The 21,116-nt window shown below is 65.9% G+C and carries 16 protein-coding genes; 9 read left to right on the top strand and 7 right to left on the bottom strand.

All coding sequences use genetic code 11. The features are described from left to right. Positions 1-101: 101 nt before the first annotated feature. Positions 102-965 (top strand): DUF4299 domain-containing protein, encoded by an 864-nt coding sequence (locus LVJ94_16980; GenBank protein WXB08917.1) that lies wholly within the window; start codon positions 102-104, stop codon positions 963-965. Between the two features lie 49 nt (positions 966-1,014). Here LVJ94_16980 and LVJ94_16975 read toward each other — a convergent pair whose 3' ends face one another. The 4 genes from LVJ94_16975 to LVJ94_16960 all read right to left on the bottom strand — a co-directional run bounded on the left by LVJ94_16975 (position 1,015) and on the right by LVJ94_16960 (position 6,230). After that, on the bottom strand, positions 1,015-2,919 hold the full coding sequence (locus LVJ94_16975) for a M20/M25/M40 family metallo-hydrolase (GenBank protein WXB08916.1): 1,905 nt from the start codon (positions 2,917-2,919) through the stop codon (positions 1,015-1,017). Positions 2,920-3,066: 147 nt separating this feature from the next. Next, on the bottom strand, positions 3,067-4,293 hold the full coding sequence (locus LVJ94_16970) for a glycosyltransferase (GenBank protein WXB08915.1): 1,227 nt from the start codon (positions 4,291-4,293) through the stop codon (positions 3,067-3,069). Positions 4,294-4,356: 63 nt separating this feature from the next. Beyond that, a complete protein-coding gene (locus tag LVJ94_16965) occupies positions 4,357-4,713 on the bottom strand; it encodes a DUF2752 domain-containing protein (protein WXB08914.1) in 357 nt (118 codons plus the stop codon). Positions 4,714-4,739: 26 nt separating this feature from the next. After that, positions 4,740-6,230, bottom strand: a complete 1,491-nt coding sequence (locus tag LVJ94_16960) for a DUF4234 domain-containing protein (GenBank protein ID WXB08913.1) — start codon at positions 6,228-6,230, stop codon at positions 4,740-4,742. A 318-nt stretch (positions 6,231-6,548) separates the two neighbouring features. On the opposite strand from LVJ94_16960, the gene nuoE reads away from it, so the two are divergent. The 8 genes from nuoE to LVJ94_16920 are packed head-to-tail and all read left to right on the top strand — an operon-like array spanning position 6,549 to position 16,223. Beyond that, on the top strand, positions 6,549-7,040 hold the full coding sequence (gene nuoE, locus LVJ94_16955) for an NADH-quinone oxidoreductase subunit NuoE (GenBank protein ID WXB08912.1): 492 nt from the start codon (positions 6,549-6,551) through the stop codon (positions 7,038-7,040). Between the two features lie 6 nt (positions 7,041-7,046). Next, complete coding sequence (nuoF, locus tag LVJ94_16950; GenBank protein ID WXB08911.1) at positions 7,047-8,405, top strand: NADH-quinone oxidoreductase subunit NuoF; 1,359 nt, start codon at positions 7,047-7,049, stop codon at positions 8,403-8,405. Then, entirely contained in the window at positions 8,402-8,983 is a 582-nt protein-coding gene (locus LVJ94_16945) for an NADH-quinone oxidoreductase subunit J (GenBank protein ID WXB08910.1), read from the top strand. The genes nuoF and LVJ94_16945 overlap by 4 nt, the downstream gene beginning before the upstream one ends. Beyond that, positions 8,983-9,285, top strand: a complete 303-nt coding sequence (gene nuoK, locus LVJ94_16940) for an NADH-quinone oxidoreductase subunit NuoK (GenBank protein ID WXB10728.1) — start codon at positions 8,983-8,985, stop codon at positions 9,283-9,285. The genes LVJ94_16945 and nuoK overlap by 1 nt, the downstream gene beginning before the upstream one ends. Positions 9,286-9,291: 6 nt before the next feature. Then, complete coding sequence (nuoL, locus tag LVJ94_16935; protein ID WXB08909.1) at positions 9,292-11,871, top strand: NADH-quinone oxidoreductase subunit L; 2,580 nt, start codon at positions 9,292-9,294, stop codon at positions 11,869-11,871. A gap of 12 nt (positions 11,872-11,883) precedes the next feature. Beyond that, on the top strand, positions 11,884-13,719 hold the full coding sequence (locus tag LVJ94_16930) for an NADH-quinone oxidoreductase subunit M (protein ID WXB08908.1): 1,836 nt from the start codon (positions 11,884-11,886) through the stop codon (positions 13,717-13,719). A gap of 30 nt (positions 13,720-13,749) precedes the next feature. Beyond that, entirely contained in the window at positions 13,750-15,240 is a 1,491-nt protein-coding gene (locus LVJ94_16925; GenBank protein ID WXB08907.1) for an NADH-quinone oxidoreductase subunit N, read from the top strand. Beyond that, positions 15,240-16,223 carry a hypothetical protein gene (locus LVJ94_16920; protein WXB08906.1) on the top strand — a complete coding sequence of 328 codons (984 nt, stop codon included), beginning with the start codon at positions 15,240-15,242 and terminating at the stop codon, positions 16,221-16,223. The genes LVJ94_16925 and LVJ94_16920 overlap by 1 nt, the downstream gene beginning before the upstream one ends. Positions 16,224-16,426: 203 nt before the next feature. On the opposite strand, the gene LVJ94_16915 is transcribed toward LVJ94_16920, so the two are convergent. From LVJ94_16915 to LVJ94_16905, 3 genes are read right to left on the bottom strand one after another with little or no spacing between them, the layout of a single operon-like run. Next, on the bottom strand, positions 16,427-16,660 hold the full coding sequence (locus LVJ94_16915) for a type II toxin-antitoxin system prevent-host-death family antitoxin (GenBank protein ID WXB08905.1): 234 nt from the start codon (positions 16,658-16,660) through the stop codon (positions 16,427-16,429). Between the two features lie 49 nt (positions 16,661-16,709). Further along, positions 16,710-18,389, bottom strand: coding sequence for a tetratricopeptide repeat protein (locus LVJ94_16910; GenBank protein ID WXB08904.1), 1,680 nt, complete (start codon positions 18,387-18,389; stop codon positions 16,710-16,712). Beyond that, the gene (locus LVJ94_16905) at positions 18,386-21,103 is read right to left on the bottom strand and encodes an AAA family ATPase (GenBank protein WXB08903.1); all 2,718 of its coding nucleotides are present in this window, start codon (positions 21,101-21,103) and stop codon (positions 18,386-18,388) included. The genes LVJ94_16910 and LVJ94_16905 overlap by 4 nt, the downstream gene beginning before the upstream one ends. Between the last annotated feature and the right edge of the window lie 13 nt (positions 21,104-21,116).

Below are 21,116 nucleotides of genomic sequence, written 5' to 3'. Positions count from 1 at the left end.
TCGTAACCGTATGCGCGGCATGGTGCAGCGCTAGCGTGGATCGTCTCGTGTTACCCAGCGGGTAGCGGTCGCGCGGTCTTCCTGCTGCGTATACTCGAATCGTGAGTTTCTCTTTCTACCTTCCCGCCGCTGCACCGCCGCGCTTCTCGCAACTCGTCGACGCCCTGGCCGAACCAGATTGGGTTTGCGAAGGCCCCGAAGACGATCGCTTCACGAACGACTTCTTCGTTCACCCCTATCTGGCCGGCCGCGCGGCACGCGGTGTCGAGCTTGGCCTCTCCGACGGCACGCTCCAAATACGGATCATGACCTGCTCCAGTCGAGCAGACCACGAACTTGCTTTGCGCCTCGTAGACACGTTGGCGAAAATGCTGGAAAGCACAATCCGCCCCGAAGACGGCGACCCCATCTCGCGCGAGCAATTCAGCGCCCAGTACGGCGAATCGTGGGTCGAGCACATGCTCGCATCGGGCCCCGGGGTCGTCCTCGCCATGGCACGCAAAGGACAAACCTTGACGCTCATGGGCGCGAAGCGAGCCTTTTACGTCGGGCCACGCCTGGTGGCAGAATTGACGAAACAGGGCGATGCTGGGTTTGGCGAACGACTTCTAAATGCCATGGTGAGACTACAAAGTATCGATGAAGAGGAATACTACACGGCATCCGTCCTCGTCGTGAAACCGAAGGAATGGGAAGCCGACGAAGACGGAGTCAAGTTGGCGGTATGGGCCCCCAACGTGGCTTACCTCTTTCCGGACGTCGAGTACTTCGCCGTTCTTCTCCCGGACGGCGGGCACCTCATCGTCCCACGCTCTGCAGGTGCCTCCATCGCCGACGACCGCTGGACGTTTCTCGACGAGAAAAACGCCCTCGTCGAAGCCACGGCCGCCCCCGAATGGCCCGCGTTGATCGCCCGAGCGCGCCCCTTCGTCACGGAACTACAAAGAACCGCGCGCCGGTCGTAAGCCAAGATTGCGTGCAGCCGGATTCACCCGGCTGCACGCGGGTCACTTCTCAATGCAGTTCGTGATCGGCCTTGGTCCACATCGACGCGGCGCTGGTGGAGACGCCGGCCTCTTGCTTCGAGCCGTTCTTCACTTCGTCGTCGAGGAATTGGCAGATGATCTTCGCGCTCTTCGTTAGCTCGGAGACGGGGGCGCCTTCGCTCAAACCGTGGAAGTTGATCGGCGGACCGAATTTCTGACCGAATAGCGCACCGGCAGCGAGGAAGTTCGGATGGTTCTTCGCGTCGGTGCCACCACCGATGGCGATCGCGGGGCACGGTTGCCCCATGACTTCCTTGTACGCATTGCTGATGCGACTGAACGTCGGCCCGTCGGGCTTGCGCACGTCCGGCGGGACCGGCGACTCCGGACCACTGAAACGCGTCTCTTTGACCGTGAAATTGACCGGATGCTTTGGTCCGGACGCCGGTTCCGGTTCCTTCGTTTCGAACTCCTTGATCAAGTCGCCGAAGACGCCCTTGAACTTGCTGAAGCTCGGCTTGTCTTGCATCTGGTCGATGAAGCCCTCCGTTTGCCCGTTCCACTTCGCGCTGCCGTGGTGGTCTTGCGCGTAGCGGATGTCGATCTTCAGGACGAGGCTGTCCTTGTAGACGCTGTCCGTGCCCGAATCATCGAGCCGGGTCACCGCGTAGGTGGTTCCGTTGTTCGGGGCTTGGAAGACCTCATCGGAGGCCTGGAGCGAGGTGTGGCCTTCACCGAAGACCTTCGTGCCCCACGTCCACTTCATGAACTGCAGCATGCGCGAGATGTCGTTCTTGGTGAAAACCTCGGACTTGTAGGCGAGGAAGTTCGCGAGCGATACGAGAGGATTGGCACCGTCCGCGCGGTTCTCTTCGGGCTTCGAGCCGTGCTGCGCGCCGGCCACCGCCGTGACGAGCTTCAGGCTATTGCCTTCCCGCGTGACCGTGAGCTGCGCACGCCGATACCCCGCATCGTCGAACGCGTAGGCGTCGTATTCACCCTTGATCGCAGCCTGAAGAGCGTCGAGCTTCGCAGCATCCTCGGCCTTGATGATCGCCGTTGCCGTGTCTGCAATCTGATTCGCGGGTCCCGCCGGCGTCTGCAGCGAGTCGATCCAGACGCCCTTCGTCGGCTTGGCTGCATCCTTCTTGATATGGAACACCGGCCGCTCCACGCCCTTCTCGGCGCGCACGCACCAGCTCGCGTCGAAGATGACGGCGAGGTTCGGCTCCTGCGTCGGATTGAGGCGGAAGTAGTTCGGCATCGACATGGCCGTCTCTTCGGACGTGTCGAAGATCAGTTCGACGGTGACGTCGTTGAGCAGCGAGCTGCCGTCGTACTTTTTCGCGATATTCTTGATCACCTGCAAGGTGGCAACCGCCGGTCCCTTGTCATCGATCGAGCCGCGGCCGAGCCAGAACTCTTCCTGCTTGCCGTTGTACTCGACGGTCTTCTTCTGGAGCGTGAACGGCTGCCAGCCGGCATCGCCCGGCGCCACCGTATCCAAGTGCGTGGCGATGGCAACGCGGCGCGCTCCACTGCCCAGGCTGATCTTGAACACGCGCCATGTCGGCGGTTCGCCCGAAAGGGGCTTGCCGTTCTCGTCGACGCTCGCTTGATCCCAGCGCGTAAGATTGAGCTTCGACGTCTTCTGGCCGGCGTTGAACTCGTCGACCTGTTTCTTCATCTCGGCATAGATCTTCTCCATGCCCTCGGTGACCTTGTCTTCGTTCGCCCAGTTTTCGGTCCGGTACGTCTCGATGGCGACGAACTTCGCCAGCGTATCGAAGTCGTTCTTGACGTCGTTCTCGATGGTCGAGCACGCGTCGGTGCCGGGGTTGTTGGAGGGCGGGTTGTCGTCGTTCGACGAACAAGCAACACCCACCATCAAGGCGATGATGGATGCGCAGCCTAGTGTCTTCTTGGTCATCATGGGTGGCCTCTCCTCACGGTCGGAAGGAAGAAGGCCTACGTATAGGACGCCGCGTCCGGTGGGTCACCCTCGAATTGCCGTTGAGCGCGCAACGCTGCAGCGCGCAAACGCGCTCGTTATTTCTCTAACGCTGCGCGCTCCGACACTCTACGCCACATTCGCGAATGCGCGGCGCAAACGGGTCGACCATGGACCGCGATCCTTCGCGTCTTTCGCGCGCGCCTCGCGGCGCTCGGCCAATGTCACGATGCGCGAGTCTTTGCCCAATACAATCGGGTGGCCGCGCCAGCTCACGCGTTTGCTTACGCACGCGTGCATCCAGCACCAGAGGGTCACGTAACAGCGAAGCGGTTCGAGCGCCAAGATGCGCCAAGGCACGCGCCCACGCAGCGTGCGAAGTGCAACGCTGGTCCCCAGCATTTGCAAGAGCCACGTCGACACGAGCGCGGCGTACGACAGCCCACCGGGCGACAGGCCCACGAACGCAGTGGCAATCGTCAGCGGCGAACCGAGTGGCTCCAGCGCGAAGCCCGTGGGGCTGATCACACGGCGCATCTTCGCCCAGCGCGTGTGCCGCTCGAGCGTGCGCCGCACGGAACAGGACACGTTGCGGTTCTCGACGGCATCCAGCGAAAGCCGAATCTCCAGCCCTTGCTCGGCGACCTTGCGCCCGAGCAGATGATCCTCCGCGAGCACGTCGCCGATGGACCGGAAGCCACCCATCTTCGCAATGTCGCGCCGCCACATCGCCATGGACTTGCCCACGGTGAACGGGCGCGGGGCGAGAAGCGCCGATGCCGCAATCGATGGCGCAACGTAGGCGCCGATCTGCAAATTCTCCAGCGCGGCGCCCAACGATTTCTCGCCGGTGCCCACGAACAAGCTGGTCACCAGGCCGACGTTTTCGCCTTCGAGCTGCTCGATGAGCGTCTCCAAATATTTCGGCGAGACCCGCACGTTCGAGTCGGAGATGACGAACACCGAGCCGGTGGCCACCCGCTCGAGCGCAACCAGTTGCGCGACCTTCGGGTTCTTCGTCGCGTGGGGATCGGTCACCACCACGCGCACATCGACCTTCGGGTGACGCTCGACGAACGCTTTTGCGACGGGGTACGCCGCATCCGCGGTCGAGGCCACCGCCAAGAGCAGCTCGAACGACGGATAATCGAGCTTGGCGAACGACTCCAAGTTCGACTCGAGATCGTCATCGACACCGGCGAGCGGCTTGAAGACGCTCACACGCGGTGCGCGCGACGGCGGTTGCCGCTGCGCTCGGGCCCGCGCCCGCGCTAGCAGGAACGCGCCCATCATGAGCGAGTATGCGCCGCTCGACGCGGCGAGTGCAGAGAGCCCTACGGCTTGCCCCGGTCCCACGAGTCTGCATCATTCAGGACCGAAAAGACGACACGAGGGCGCGCTTGTGAACGGTTCGTGAATTCAAATCGGGCACGGCCCGCCGAACGCGCCGAAGAACCGAGCGACCCAGACGACGACCAGCAATGTCAGAAGCACGTACCCCGCGTTGCCGACGTGGCGGTGCAGCTGCGCGAGGTCCCCACGCACGAGGTAGTGCCCGAGTTGGAAGATGCCCAGGGTGCCCACGAACGGGAGCACGGCGAACCATAACGGGTGAATGTGCGTCGCCCCGGCGAAGTCGCCCCCCAAGGCCAGCCGCGCGGCACGCGTGAGGCCGCACGAAGGGCACGGCGTGTGGAGCAGCACGCGCATGGGGCACATCGCCGGAAGCGAAGTGACGAACAAAAGCACAGCGGCCAGCCCCACGAGGCTGGCCACGAGCAGAACACGAGCGAGCGGCGGTCTTACGCCGGGCCTTGCCACGCGCGATTGAGCTCCTGCTGCCACAGGATCACGTTGTAGTACGGGATGATGTACATCCAGCCGTGATTCTGCGGGTTGGGAACGCCCGCGCGGTACTGGATCTCTTGGATGAGCGGCCCCAGCGCGACGATCTGCCAATAGAGGCCGTACGCGCCGCAGGTGATGAACGAGAGGCCGGAAATCTTGAGCCAATTGGGTTCGTCACGCTGCAGGAACCGCTTCATCTCGTTCATCACGCGGATGAACCAGATCATCTGGTAGATGCCGCACGTCACGAGGCCGATGATCAACTCGGTCGTCGGATTTTTCACCTGACCCTTGGGGCCATGCTGTCCAGGCTGGGCATGCACCATGGGGCCGCCCTGCGGGAAAGCCCCCATCGGCGCGAGGGCCTGATTGGGATACTGGGCTTGGTTCGGATACGCCCCCGGAGCGCCGTAGGGCTGCTGCGGGTTGAACGCCTGGTGAACCGCGTCCGCAGCCTGGTTGAAGCCTTGCTGCATCTGGCCACCGAAGTCCTGCGGGCCACCGGGCGGTGCGCCATAGGCACCGCCGCCCGGACCCTGAGGAGGCGGACCCCCGAAGGCCCCCGGCGCACCGTATCCGCCCGGGTGACCACCCGGCGCCCCGTGTCCACCTCCAAGAGGCCCCCCAAAGCTGGGGCCGCCAGGAGGCGGGCCGTAGTTGCCGCCTCCACCACCGTGTTGCGGCGGAGGGGGTGCCCCGAAGGGGTCGCTCGGACCGCCACCACCTGGAGGAGGCCCGCCAAACACGTTGGGATCCGGCGGCGGCGCGCCCAGGGGCCCCCCCCCGAGCGGCGCACCACCCCCGAGCGGCACCCCACCGAAGGCGGGTACCGGAGGTTCGCCGGCCGGCGGCATCGGGAACGGCGGGGCCGCGTCGACGACCGTCCCGCTGAACGCGTTCACCCCCTCGGGCGAGCCAAAAGAATGCGCCGGGTGCCCGGGCGATCCGAGAGGAGGCGTGGGCGCGCCCCCGCCGGGCGGAGGAAACCCAGGAGGAGCGGCTTGCGGCGCGCCGCCGGGTGGTGGGTAGTAGGGAGCGCCCCCTTGCGGAGGCGGAAAGCCACCCGGGTCGGCGGGAAATCCTGGGGCGGGCGGGAATCCGGCCGGGGCTCCGGGCGGAAAACCAGGGGCCGGGGCCGATCCGGCGCTCATCGGTGCCACGCCCACCATCGTCCCTTTGAGGCGCTGGGGCGGTCCGCCGGGCGGGCCACCAAACGGCGCCGTGGCCGGTGTCCCCGCACCGGGCCCATCGCCAGGCGGAGGAGGAGGAGTCCCGGGCGCTCCCGGAGCCCCCGGCGCACCGGGTACCGCCGGGCGAACCTGCTGATTCATCATCAGCATGGTCCCTTTGAACTTTGGGGCCGCCGCCCCCTTGATGTTGAACCCGCATTTCGTGCACGTCTGCACGTTGTCCGGATTTTGGGTTCCACAATTCGGGCAGAACACTCGGCTACCTCCATGCGCGGCGGCCTCCGCGCTCTTGCTTTTATGCTAGCTGGCCTTGCGGCTTGTGGGCTCGACCTGAAGAAGGGGCCGCTGATCCCCGAAAAAAGAGGGCCTGAGCATAGCGCCCGGGATCCTCAATTCTCAAGCGCATATTACGCCCTCTTACCTCAGGTGAAAGGCGAGGTGGATGGCGCGCCGAAACGCGTCTTGACACCCCTCCTTGCTCAACACTAGCGTTCGCGCGCCGCCGCGTGGGAAATCGTGCTAATTGGCGCCCGCGTCCCCGCTACCAACAAACCGAAACAAAGACTTCCCCCGATGCCCCAACCGCCTGCTGGCTTTGCCCTCTCCGCCGATCGTGAGCGCGCCCTTCGCGAGATCCTCACCCGCTATCCGACGAAGATGGGTGCCTGCATTCCCCTGCTTCATCTCTGCCAGGAGCAGGAGGGCTGGATCAGCCCGGAGATCGTCGAGTACGTGTCCCACACGCTCGATCTCCCCCTCTCGCACGTCCAAGGCGTCGTCACCTTCTACACGCTGTTCAACCAGAAGCCGGTCGGCAAGCACCAAGTCTGGGTCTGCCGCACCCTTCCCTGCGCCCTCCGCGGTGCGGGCACCGTCCTTCAGCATTGCGAGAAGCGCCTCGGCATTCACGCCGGCGAAACCACCGAAGACGGCAAGGTCACCCTCCGCACGGCCGAGTGCCTCGCGAGCTGTGGCACCGCGCCGATGATCCAGGTGGACAAGGAATATTTCGAAAACCTCACCCTCGAGAAGGTCGACGAAATCCTCGACCGGCTCACGAGGTAAGGACCGATGATCAAGCGCGTCAACTACCTCAGCAAAGTCTACGGCATCAAGAACGGCTGGACGCTCGACGTGTACGAACGCGAGGTCCAGGGCTACCAGGCCGCCAAAAAGGCGCTTCGCATGACCCAGCAGCAGGTCGTCGACGAAGCCAAGAAGATGAACATCCGCGGCCGCGGCGGCGCCGGCTTCCCCATGGGCATCAAGTGGAGCTTCATGAAGCCCCACCCCACCAAGCCCGCCTACCTCGTCATCAACGCCGACGAGGGCGAGCCGGGGACGCACAAAGACCGCACCATCATGGAGCTGAATCCCCACTCCGTGATCGAGGGCTGCATCATCGGCTGCTTCGGCATCGGCGCCCACGTCGCCTACGTCTACGTGCGCGATGAACTGCACCTCTCCAAGGAGCGCCTCTGGAGCGCCATCAAAGAGGCAAAGGCCAAGGGTTACCTGGGCAAGACGCCGTTCGGCATCGACTACCCCGTCGAGGTGTACGTCCACACCGGAGCCGGCGCGTACATCTGCGGCGAAGAGACGTCGCTTCTCAACTCGCTCGAGGGCAAGCGCGGCGAGCCTCGTTTGAAGCCGCCCTTCCCCGCGCAGGCCGGCGCCTTCGGCTGCCCCACCACGGTCAACAACCTCGAGACCATTGCGATGGTCCCCGCGGCCTTCATGATGGGCGGCGACACCTACTCGCAGCTCAGCGCCCTGCACCACCTGCGCGACGGCGGCAGCCGCCTTTTCGGCGTGAACGGCCACGTCAAGAAGCCGCAGGTCATCGAGCTTTGCGTCGGCGTCACCTTGCGCGAGCTGATTTACGACATCGGCGGCGGCATCGAAGGCGATCGCGAACTGCTCGGGGTCATCCCCGGCGGCTCGTCCACGCCCATCCTGCGCGCCGACGAAAAGGTGAATGCGCCGGACGAAAAGAGCCCGCTGCATCCCTGGCACGGCAAGAGCGTCCTCGACGTGCCGCTCGGCGTCGACACCATGCGCGGCATCGGCACCATGCTCGGCACCTGCTGCGCGACGGTGCTCGCAGAGGGAACGTGCCCCGTCCTGGCGATGGAGAACTTGATGCAGTTCTACCGCCACGAATCGTGCGGCCAGTGCACCCCCTGCCGCGAAGGCGGCGCGTGGCTGTTCCGCACGGTCACGAAGATCCTCGATGGCAAAGCGACCATGGCGGAACTCGATAACTTGCACGACATCGCGAACAACATCATGGGCAACACGATCTGCGCCTTCGGCGAAGGCACGGCGATGCCCGCCCTCGGCTTCCTGCAGAAGTTCCGCAAGGACTTCGAGGCCTACGTCCTCGGCGAGCGCACCCGCGAAGATGCGACGCTTCTGGTGAACCTATGATCATCGGCCAGATTTACTTCTACCTGCTCGCGGCCCTCTCGCTGCTCGGGGCGCTGGTGGTGGTGACGAACAAGAACCCCATTCGCGGTGCGATGGGGCTTTTGCTCACGGTGGTTTCGCTCGCGGGGCTCTTCCTCGCGCTGCACGCCGAGTTCATCGCGTTCATTCAGCTGATCGTGTACGCGGGCGCCATCGTCGTCCTCTTCCTCTTCGTCATCATGCTCCTCGGCCCCGACGCCGCCCCACCGCGCGATCACCACGGCCGTGTGCCGCGCGCGTTTGCGGGTGTGCTCTTCGGCTTGGCAGCGGCCGGAGCCATCTTGCTCATGGCGAAACAGGTGGAGTTCGCGCCGCTCCAACGCGTCGCCGTGGACTTCGGCACCGTCGACGCCATCGGGCGGGTGCTCTTCACCGACGGCGTGGTGCCGTTCGAACTGGCCAGCGCACTGCTCATGGTGGCCATCGTCGGAGCCGTCGCCGTCGCGCGCGGCCGCCTGGCGCACGAGATGTCGCCGGCCAAGGCCAGTCCTGCGGCCGCAGCAACCGCCCGCAACGTAGAAGCGGAGAAGCACCCATGATTCCCGTAACGCATTACTTGGTGCTGAGTTCCTTGCTGTTCACCATCGGCGGGGTCGGCTTTTTGGTCCGCCGCAACGTCCTGGTCACCCTGATGAGCATCGAGTTGATGCTCAACGCGGTGAACTTGACCCTGATCGCTTTCAACGCCGCTCACCCCGAGTCGCACACGGGGCAGATGTTCGCGTTCTTCCTCATCGCCGCCGAAGCCGCCGAGGTTGCGGTCGGATTGGCCATCGTTCTGGCGCTCTTCCGCATTCGGCGGACGGTGCGCTCCGACGAGGCGGACCTCCTCAAGAACTGACGGGCCATGAAGCTGCTCGAATCGCTCTTTCCCAGCAACGACTTCTCCCTCATTGCGGTCATCCTCGGGATGCCGCTCCTCGGCGCGTTCGTCAACGGCATCTGGGGCCGCCGTCTCGGCAAGCCCGCCGTGAAGATGATGACCCTCACCGCCGTCGGCGTGAGCTTCATCGCCTCGCTGATCGCGTTCCTCCTTCTCGATCACGCCGGTCACGGCGGCGAACATGCGCACACGCGCCTGTACTTCACCGCGTGGGAGTGGATGCACACGAACGGCGGGCGCGCCGGGTCGACCGTCAACATCGACCTGCGATTCAGCATCGACGCGCTCAACGGCGTGATGATGCTCATCGTCACCGGCGTCGGCTTCCTGATTCACCTGTACGCGACGTCGTACATGGAGAACGACCCCGGCTATCACAGGTTCTTCGCGTATCTGAACCTGTTCATCTTCTCGATGCTCATCCTCATCCTCGGGGACAACCTGCCCGTGCTGTTCGTCGGGTGGGAGGGCGTCGGTCTCTGCTCGTACCTCCTCATCGGCTTCTGGTACGAGCAAATGCCCAACGCAGCTGCCGGCAAGAAGGCGTTCATCGCGAACCGCATCGGCGACTTCGGCCTGATCTGCGCGATGTTCCTCTTGGTGCACTACACCGGCGCGCTCGATTGGACGGGCATCCAGAACAATGCGTCGGTCCTCGCGGACAACCCCGCGGACGCGTACCAGATTCACCTGTGGCCGCTCGGCGGCGGGCAGTACCAGGGCTTCTTCAAGTTCCTGCAACCGACCACGCCGATCACCATCAGTGCGGCGACGGCGGTGGGCTTGGCGCTGCTCCTCGGCTGCGCCGGTAAGAGCGCGCAGATTCCGCTCTACGTGTGGCTGCCGGACGCGATGGCGGGTCCAACCCCGGTCTCCGCGCTCATCCACGCGGCCACGATGGTCACGGCGGGCATCTACCTCGTTTGCCGTCTGTCGTTCGTCTTCGTGCTCTCGCCCTTCGTCATGACCACGGTCCTCTGCGTGGGTGCGGCGACGGCGCTGCTCGCGGCGACGATTGCGCTGGTGCAAAACGATATCAAGAAGGTGCTCGCCTATTCGACCGTGAGCCAGCTCGGCTTCATGTTCATGGGCGTCGGCGCCGGCGCCTTCACGGCGGGCTTCTTCCACGTCCTCACACACGCCTTCTTCAAGGCCTGCTTGTTCCTCGGGGCCGGCAGCGTCATCCACGCGATGCACGCGCGCATCCACGACGACGTGAAGTCGCAGGACATGCGGCACATGGGCGGCTTGAAGAAGTACATGCCGTACACGTACTGGACGTTCCTCGTCTCCACGCTGGCCATCGCGGGCTGCCCGCTGCTCAGCGGCTTCTTCTCGAAGGACGAGATTCTGTTCCGCGCCTACGTGAACCACTCGATCAGCCCCGTCGCCGCGAAGATGACCGCGCGCCACATCGCGATTTGGCAGCAGCCGGAGTGGATCGGCAAGGCCGTGTACGCGGTGGGCATCATCACCGCGGCCATGACGGCGTTCTACATGTTCCGCTGCTTGTTCCTCACCTTCCACGGCAGCTTCCGCGGTTGGGCGATCGGGCGCGGGTCGGGCCTCACCCCGGCGCACGGCGTGAAGGTCGCGGCAAAGGAAGACGTGGCCCACGCGCACGATGACCACGGTCACGACGACGAGCACCATGACGACGATCATGGTCACCACCACGAGGAAGACCTGACGGTCCCCGGCCCGGCGCCGCACGAGTCGCCGCTGCCGATGACCGCACCGCTGGTCATCCTGGCTGCGTTCGCGGCCTTCGCGGGCGCGCTCAATCCGGCGCCGCTCACCAAGATGCTGCCCCTCGAGCATTGGCTCGAGCCGGTCTTCGAGGAAGCGCAGAAAGCCGGCGTGCACGTCGCGGAGACGGCGGAACACTTGGAGCTTCCGCTCATGGTGCCGGGCGTTCTCGCCTTCATCATCGGTCTGGGCCTCGCCTACGCGGTGTACATCAAGGCCGAAGGCAAGCCCGCAAAGCGCTGGGCCGAGGCTGCACCGCGGCTGCATCGCGCGGCGTACAACAAGTGGTACGTCGACGAGTTCTACGAGGCGACCATCCTCTCGGCGGTGGACGCACTCGCGGAGACGGCGGCGGCGTTCGATCAGTGGTTCGTCGACGGCATCATCGCGAAGCTGTCGTCGCTGGTGGTCGCGGCCCTCGGTACGGTGCTGCGCACCTTCCAGACCGGCGTCGTGCACGTGTACGCGGCGGCGATGGTCATCGGCATCGCGGTCATCTCCTGGTTCTTCGTCGCACCGCACGCGCAGGTGTCGACGGCGCCCTCGCCCAACGGTGACTACGTCGTCACCGCTGCACCGGGCATGGGCTACTCGTACCGGTGGGATGCCGACGGCAATGGTGAGCCGGACAAGCCGGATTTCACCGACCAAACCTCCGTGAAAGTGCACCTCGATCCCGGCAAAGAGCTGAAGGTCAAGCTCGAGGTGACCAACGCATTCGGACGGCACGCGACGGTGGAGGTCCCCCTCAACCGCCCGGCGGCGCAGAACCCGATGGAACTGGGATCGAACTAGGACGAATCTGACATGCCTACCGCATTGATCGCTGCCCTCGGCGGCCTCATTCCCATCCTGGTCCCCTCGTTCGTCGCGTACCTCGTGCCGAAAGGGCGCGGGTCGAAGCTTCGCTTGCCGCTGGCGCTCATCACGGCGCTCATCGTCATCTTCGTCATGCGCATGTGGTGGACGAACCCCGCAGCGGAAGAAGAAGCCGTCGCCGAGTCGACCTCGCTCCTCGCGTGGATCGTCGGCCTGCCGCTCTTCGGCTCCGTCGCGGTGCTCTTCTTCCCGCGCAACTCACCGCGCGTCCTTCAGTGGGCCACGCTCGGCTTCATGTTCGCGGCGCTCGCGGTCAGCCTTCCGCTGCTGCGCGTCGACATGGGTCGCACGTTCCACTTCAACCAGGACATCGTCTGGCTGGCGAAGTTCGGCATCCACTGGCACGTGGCCGTCGACGGCATCTCGCTCTGGCTGATCATCCTGACGAACTTCACGGTGCCCATCGCGGCCTACGCGTCGTTCGGGTCTATCCACGCGCGCATGAAGGAGTGGTGCTTCTCGCTGCTGCTTCTGCAGGCGGGCATGCTCGGGTCGTTCGTCGCGCTCGACCTGTTCCTCTTCTACGTCTTCTGGGAGCTGATGCTCGTCCCCATGTACGTCATGATCGGCGTGTGGGGCGGTACGAACCGCATCAAAGCGGCCATCAAGTTCTTCCTCTACACGATGTTCGGCTCGGTGCTGATGCTGGCCGCCATCCTGTACCTCGCTTACACGTATGCGAAGTTGAACGGCGGTACGCCCTCGTTCGACTACTTCGAGTTGCAGCGTGTTCTGCTCCCGCGGCACATCCAGCTCTGGCTGTTCGGCGCGTTCACCTTGTCGTTCGTCATCAAGGTGCCGATGTTCCCGGTGCACACGTGGCTGCCCGATGCGCACACGGAGGCGCCCACGGGAGGCAGCGTGATCCTGGCCGCCGTCATGCTGAAGCTCGGTACGTACGGCTACCTGCGCTTCTGCATCGGTCTGTTCCCCGAGGCTTCCACCGAGCTCGCGGCGAACCTGGCCGGCGTGGCGGTGCTCGGCGGCATCATCTACGGCGCGCTCTGCGCCTACAAGCAGGACGACGTGAAGCGCTTGGTCGCGTACTCGTCGGTCGCGCACTTGGGTTACGTCATGCTGGGCCTCTTCGCGGCCACGCCGGCGTCGGTCGAGGGCGCGGTGCTGCAGATGATCAACCACGGCATCTCCACCGGCGCGCTGTTCCTCTTGGTCGGCGTCATCTACGACCGCCGGCACACGCGTCAGGTCGACGAGTTCGGCGGCCTCACCAAGGTGATGCCGATCTACGCGGTGCTCTTCATCATCGCGACGATGGCCAGCGTCGGGCTCCCCGGCACGAACGGCTTCGTCGGTGAGTTCATGGTCATCACGGGCACGTTCGTGAGCACGCGGCTCGGGCACTTCAACGGCATCCAGGCCGTGGGTGCGGCCATCGGCGTCATCCTCGGTGCGCTCTACATGCTCAACGTGGTGCAGAAAATGTTCTTCGGGCCGATCACCAAGCCGGAGAACAAGAAGCTGCACGACGTGAACAACCGCGAGATCATCGCGCTGGCGCCGCTGGTCATCGCCATCTTCGCCATCGGGTTGTTCCCGAACATCTTCCTCTCCCGCATGCGCGGCGCGACCGACCGCGTGCTGGGCGATCTGCAGGCGCGCGTCGAACAGAGCCCCGCACCGCGCTTCTACCAGGGTCCGATTCGTCTGCTTGCGCGGCGGCCCGAAGCTCCCCAAACGGCGGAGGCAGCAGCCGCCGAAGCGAGCCCTTCCCCCTCCCCTCCCCCGAGCGGTCTCGCTCAGTAGTAGCGGGCTTTCCCCGAAAGAGTTCTCGTCATGCAGCTCGCATTCGCACTCTCACCGCTCATCGTTCTCGGCTTCGGCGCCATGCTGCTGATGGTCGCCGAGGCATTCGCACGGCACGGCGCCGGCAAACGCCCCACGGGGCTCGCCATGGGCACCACCGTGGTGTTCCTCGCGGCCGGCGCTTTCTCCGCCGCCGTGTGGCTGCACGGCCCCGAGTCGCTCGACGTTTCGCCCGTCGCTCCATGGCTGCTCATCGACCGGTTCTCGCTGTTTTTCAACGTGCTCCTCTGCCTGGGCGGCGCCCTCGCGTCGCTTCTCGCGGGCGGGTATCTGCCCGAGCACAACTTGGATCGCGGTGAGTTCTACTCGCTGCTCCTGTTCTCCACCTTCGGCGGGATGATGCTCGCCGCGGCGGGCGACCTGTTGACGCTGTTCTTGGGCCTGGAGACGATGTCGCTCGGCGCCTACGCGCTCACGGCGTTCCGCCGGACGTCCGCGCGTTCGGCCGAAGGCGGGTTGAAATACTTCCTGCTCGGCTCCTTCGCCGCGGCGATCATGCTCTACGGGTTCGCGCTGCTCTACGGCGCGACGGCCCACACGGACATCGTCGGCATCGGTGCAGCGCTCGCGGGCGGTGCGACCAAGAGCCCGATGGTGATCTTGGCCCTGGTGTTCATCCTCATCGGCCTCGTCTTCAAGGTGAGCGCGGTGCCGTTCCACATGTGGACGCCCGACGCGTACGAGGGTGCGCCGACGCCGGCGACGACGTTCATGGCCGCCGTGGTCAAGAGCGGCGCGTTCGCGATGATGCTTCGCGTGCTGCTGACGATGTTCGGCGATCCGGCATCGATGTCGTGGGCCAGCGGTTGGCCTCCGGTGCTCGCGTGGATTGCGGTGCTGTCGATGACCGTGGCGAACTTGATCGCGGGCCGTCAAGAGTCGGTGAAGCGCATGCTCGCGTACTCCAGCGTGGCGCACGCCGGGTACCTCTTGGTCGCGGTGGTTGCGACGGCGCGCTCGCCGCAGCAGGGCACCGCGAGCGTGCTGTTCTACCTTCTGACGTACACCGTTTCGACGGTGGGTGCGTTCGGCGCGCTGATCTACTGCGGCCGTCGCGGCGCAGAGGCGGTGAGCTACGAGGACCTCGCCGGCATCGGCAAGCGTCACCCAGCAGCGGCACTGGCGTTCTCGTTCTTCTTGCTGTCGCTCGCGGGCATTCCGCCGCTCGCGGGCTTCTTCGGCAAGTGGTACGTGTTCCGCGCGGCGATGGACGGTGGCTTCTACGTGCTCGCCATCGTGGGGTTCCTCAACAGCGTGCTCGGCGCGTACTACTACTTGCGCGTGATGGTCTACATGTACATGCGTGAGCCGGCGGCGGGCGCTCCGATTGCGACGCCGATGCGTTCGGGTTACGTGGCGGCAGCACTGGTGGTGAGCGCGTTCCTGGTGTTGGCACTGGGCATTCTGCCGACGCGTTCGTTGGACGTGGCCGAAGCCGCTGCCCTGACGCTCCGCGAATAATGACGAAGCGCGCGCGACTTGCGCTGTACGCGCTGCTGCTTTCGGCCACGGGGTGCCGGGGCTGCAGCGAGGAAAAGGGAACGGCCGCCGAGGCAGATGCCAGCGACGGCGCCGTTCCCGTGATTGCGATGGGGCCGAACGAGCCGGCCAACGCGATGCCCGTTCCCTCGGCGAGCGTGCACGCGGTGGTGAATCCGAAGAATTTCCCCGTGTACGACGGGCCGACGGGAAGCGTCGAAGGCACGCTCACCGTGACGGGCGATCCCGCGGCGGCGGTGCAGGGCGTGGATTTTTCGCGCTGCCCGGAGGCGGAGGCGGTTTACGGCAAGGCGTTCCGCGAGGGGCCGCCGCGTGCAGACGGCTCACGTCCGCTGGCCGATGCGCTGGTGGTGATCACCGGCTACAGCGGCTACATCGTGGCCGAACGGCGCGCGAAGAAGGCCATCACGATCGAGCACTGCGCCTATTCGACGCGCACCCTCGATCTGACGTTCGGGCAGGTGCTGCAGGTCTACAACCGCGATCCGAAGATGCACGCGCCGCAAATCGCCGACAACGCGCTGCCCGCGTTGATGGTGGCCTCACCCGGAGGCGATCCGGTGGAGGTCTATCCGGGCAAGCCGGGCTTCTCGGTTCTCGTCGACAAGATGAGCGGTCCCTGGATGGCCGCCGACGTCTACACCTTCCCGCAGCCGCTCCACGCGGTCACCGATCGCGAAGGCCACTTCCGCATCGACGGCGTCCCCAGCGAGAGCGCCGACCACCACCCCATGGACGCCCTCGAAATCGAGGTTTTCCACCGCTCCGTGAGCAACGGCGTCAAAAAGCCCCTCCCCGCCGTCACCGGCAACACGGTCGCCCGCATGGACCTCCAAGTGGAAAACCACGCGCGCCCCGACGCGGGCACCGCAGGTCCCGACGCAAGCACCACGAGCCCCGACTCAGGAAAAAAGCCGAGCTCCGACAAGTCACCGGTTCACTAGCTCCAGAGAACGGGCGCGAGATAGCGCCCGAACTCGCGGTCGTGAGTGACGATGGTCAATCCTTCGTCGACCGCCTGTGCGATGAGCAAACGGTCGAAGGGATCGCGATGATGCGGCGGCAGCCCGCGCAGGCGAATCGCATGGGAAAAGACAACCGGTAGCTCCGTGAACGCCGTATCACGAACGGCTATCGAGAAGAATTCTCACTTCCTCTCGAATGCATCGAGGACATCATCTGGTAGAGGGGCGTCGAAGTCCTTTCGAATTCGGATGCGCCCTTTCAGTCGGCCGAGCACCCGACGCTTCGTGGGGGCGTTCGCCGGAACGAGCTTGGCGACGGGACGGCCATTCCGCGTGATGACGATCTCCTCTCCTTCCGCAGCCTTATCGAGAAGGCTGGAGAGTTGCGTCTTCGCGGCGTAGACGTTGATGTTCATAGCTCTGGTCTAGTCTAGTCCATCTGGACCCGACTTCAACTCGAGCTCGCTAGCGCGCTTGGTGCGGGGTGGTGGCGATGGCGGAGAGGCGGGCGCCGATGGAGAGGGCGGCGGCCGTGTCGCCGTGCTTTCGTGCGAGCTCCAAGGCGGTCGTCGCGACCAGGGGATCGGCGGGGGCCACTTCGGCGATGCGCGTGGGCGTCGTGGCGTCGACTTCGACGGCGCCCGCGACGGCCATGCGGCCCATGGCGACGGCGACCAAGGGATCGCGAACCCAGGAGGCGCCCATGTGGCGCAGCAGCGCGCGGGCTTCGTTCGAAGTGGGGCGCGTCGAGGCGAGCATCAGCAAACGGTGACGCGCGTCCAGGGCGTCGAGCGAACCGGTGACGCTTTCGCCGCGGCGGACGGCGAGTTCGAGCCGGCCGTCGGCGGAAAGGGCGTCGGGGGCCAACGCGCCGGAGTCGGCCAGGGCCACCGAAAGAGGCACCACCAACGCGTCGCCCGCAACAATCGTCTCGCAGGGCAGCGCGGTGGCCACACGGCGCGCGATCTCGGGGCCCATCGCGCGAGACACCACGCGCAAGAACGGCAGAATGGCCTCGGCCACCACCGGCACATCGCCGCCCGACTTCGCGCCCTTGCCGCCGCCCGCATCGGCGAATGCACGCGTCAGCCCGGCCTTGTCGTCGGCTTCGTACGCGAGAATCGCCAGCACCAAGCGCGCCCCCGACGCCCGCGGATCGGCTTGCACCAGCGGCTCCGCAAACTCGCGCGCCATGTCGGGGCGCCCCAGAAGAAGCGCGCGCCCCGCCACCACGTCCAGCGCGAGATGACTCGACACCGCGCGACGCCGCACCCGCTCCCGATCGCCCATCGAGACGGCATCGTCCACCGCCAGGCGCGCCACCAGCCGATTGCCCGGCACCCCCGCTTCTGCGTTGAAAGTCGGCCGCGCAAAGCCGCGGACCTCCGGCCCTGCGCCGGTCGAACGCCGCGCATCCACCAACGCGCCCGCGAGCGATCGCGCCGCCACCAACTCACCGGCGCCCGCGAGCTCCAGCACCACCGACGCCACCTCGGCGTGCGCCACCGGCGAAATCTTCGCCACCTCCCCGTACGCGCGCGCGGCCAGCGCCGGATCCCGATGGCTCTTCGCCCAGGCACCGAGCGCCCGCCATGCCGCCGTGCTCGAACGCTGCTTCAACGTCAGCGCCAAAAGCCGATTCCGCGCCGCATCGGCCGAAGGCGACTGCATCGCCAGCGCGGTCGCGAGGATCACCTGCGGCTCCGTGGCCTGCGGATCGAACTCCACGGCCCGCTCCGCCTCGCGCTGCATGCCCGCGCGATCCTGCCCGCGCAGCAAATCGCACTTCGCCCGGGCCGACCACGCCGCGGCGTACTCCCTGTCCAAATCGATGGCGCGCCCGAACGCCGTACGCGCCCGCTCGTCGCGCGGATCTTTCTGGCAGCGCACGGCCCCAATCCGCGTCCAGATCTCCGGATCCGTCGGGTCCATCTCCGAGGCCGCCTCGTAGGCATGGAGCGCGGCCGAGAGATCCCCTTGTTCCTCGGCCATCGCCCCGCGCAGAAACGTCGCGTACTGCTCCGGCAGCACGATGCCGCCTTCCACCACGTGCCCCTCGTACACCCGCGTCACCGTAGGTCGGGCCAAGCACCCCAGCCCCCCGAGGCAGGATGCAGCCAAGAGGAGCCCCAGAAGGGCCCTCATCCGCGCGACCTTCGAAAGTCGGCGCCGTCGCCGAGATCGGCCCCGGGGTGCTCTTCCAAGGTCTCGTGACCATCGTGGTGGCCGTGCCCCTCGGCCTCGCGCAGCCGCTCGGCGATCTCGATCAAACGCCGCTCCACGCGCCCGAACACACTGGCCGCCGGGAAGCGGCCCGAGATGTCGCGCTCGCCGGCTTCGAGCCCGGTGAGAATCTCGATCCCCTCTTCCACGGAGCGCACCGCATAAAGATGGAATTTCCCCTCGACGATCGCCAGCGCTACGTCGTCACGAAGAACGAGATGCGCCAAATTCGAACGTGGGATGAGCACCCCCTGCGTGCCCGTCAGCCCCCGGGCGGCGCACAAATCGAAAAACCCCTCGATCTTGGCCCCTACCCCGCCAATCGCCTGAATCTCCCCGAGCTGATTGACGCTGCCGGTCACGGCGACGCCCTGATCGATGCCCACGTCGGCTAGCGCACTGAGCACCGTAAAGAGCTCGCTCGACGACGCACTGTCCCCATCGATCTCGCCGTAGCTTTGTTCGAAGGCGATCTGCGCGCGCAGACTCAACGGACGCTCCTGACCGAACAAGCGCCCGAGGTATCCACGCAGGATCGCGACACCCTTCGTGTGGATCGCCCCTCCGAGCTGCGCCTCTCGTTCCACGTCGATGATCCCCTCGCGACCGAGCGCCACCACGGCGGTGATCCGCATCGGCTGCCCAAATTCGACATCGCCCGCGCTGAACACGCTCAGCCCGTTGACGACTCCGATGCGCGAGCCCGATGTTTCGAGTGCAACTTCGCCCTTCAATGTGATTTCGCGGATGTGCCGCTCGGCCGACCCGGCGCGGTCTCTCCGTTCGCGCCACGCCTCGTCCACGTCTTTCGCCGTCACTGCGATGGCGGACGGAGGTGTCGCTGCCAGATTCACCAGCGGCAGCACCGACTCGCGTCCGGGCTCCCCATCGCTGGACAGCGCGCCATTCGTTCCATCGTCCACCGCACGCGCCACCGCCAACGCACTCGCGAACGCCGCCGTCTCCTCCAGCGGCGACAAGAAGAGCGACAGCTTGTCCTGCTGCCCCGCGAGCCGCGTGGCCAGGTCGAGCAACTTCGCCCGCGCGCCGCGGTCGAAGTTCCCCCAGCGGTCCTTGCCCATGTGCATCAGGTACGCATCGAGCAGCACGAGACTCTGGTTCGTGCGCGCAATCGTCGACTCGATCTCGACCTTCACCCGGAACAGCGCCGCAAAGTCGGCGTCGGCCTCCAGGAGCGCTGCATACAGATGCGGAGGCCCCACGAGGACCACGCGCACCTCGATGGGCACCGGCACGGGCCGCAGCGAGGTCGCGTACAAGCCCAAAGGCCCGAGCGGGTCTTCCGCGCCAATCTGCCGCTCGCGCAGCACGCGCTTCATGCGCTCCCAGATGATCGGGTCCGCGAGGAGGTCGGCCGCGCGCACCACCAACACGCCGCCCGAGGCCTTGTGCAGCGAGCCTGCACGCACCCGTGTGAAATCGGTCAGCAACGCACCAAAGCGCGCGCGCCGCTCCAAGTAGCCGAACAGGTTCGGGTACGTCGGGTTCGTGTCGTAGAGCACCGGCGCCGGCGACGCCGGATCGTTGGTCACCAGCAGATTCACGTTGAAGCGATTGAGCCGCGTCGCGTGCTCGGGATCGTGGTCCCGGCCCGAACCGCCCGACTCGTCGTCTTCGCCCTCCCCACCGTCGTCGATGACCAGGTCCTCCCAGTCCTCGACGAGCGCACGCTCGACCCGCTCGAAGTACGGGCCCAGCACCGGCATATGCTCGGCAAAGCCCTCGCGCACCGCTTGCACGCCGGCCCGAATCAGCTCCTCGGCCGCGCGGGAAAAGGCTTCGTCGCGCGCTTGCTGATGCCGCGCACTGTCGTCGCGCACCAGCGCGGCAGCTTTTTCCACCTCGGTGGTCAGCCGCTCCTCGGCCTCGTTCAACGCCCGCTTGGTCGAGTCATCCAACGCCGAGAACTGCTCGGCGCTCAATGGCTTGCCATGAAGGATGGGGAAGGTCTGCACCCCACCTTGTACGGCACGGATGCCGAAGCCCAGGGTCTTTGCGGTGCTCTCCAACTGCGTCAGCACCGCCTTGTTGCGTGCCTCGAGCTCGCGCCCCAGGTGCGCCTGCGCCTCGCGCACCATGTCGCTGTGGGCAATGTTGGGGATCTCTTCCTGCAGCTTGTCGACCAGCGCATCCATGGCCGCCACCAGGGTCGGCCCCACGCCGGCGGGGAGAAGAAGAGGGCGCGGCGCCTCCGGCCGGTCGAAATCGTGGACGTACACGATGTCCGGGGGCGGAGGTCGCACCCGGGCGAATCGCTCGGCGTAGCGGACGATGTCGTCCTCGATCATCACCTCGGGCTCGGCCGCCACGAACACGTGGAAACTCGGCTCTCGGGCCAAAAGGCCCAGCTCGAGCGCCCGCCGCGCGATGGGGGAAACGAGCTCGAGCAGCCCGCGGCTTCCGCGCGGTTGCTCGGGTAAGATGGTCGGATCCGCCGCAACCGTGACCTGCCGGGGGGGGACACGGTGCTCATCGCGTGCGCTTTCCGATGTCGGAAGCGACGCATCGCTCCAGGCAGGGGGCGGTACGCCGGTGACCTGGTCGGCGCCGTCGCCGAGCTCCAGCGCCAAATCCTCATTGTCCAACGACGGTGACGCTGGCCCGCGATCTTGCATGCAAGCCTTGTCT

The organism is Sorangiineae bacterium MSr11367 (assembly GCA_037157805.1).
GTDB classification, from domain to species: domain Bacteria; phylum Myxococcota_A; class Polyangia; order Polyangiales; family Polyangiaceae; genus Pendulispora; species Pendulispora rubella.
Note: the sequence above shows the minus strand (reverse complement) of the source record. Positions and strands in the feature narration are given on the sequence as shown.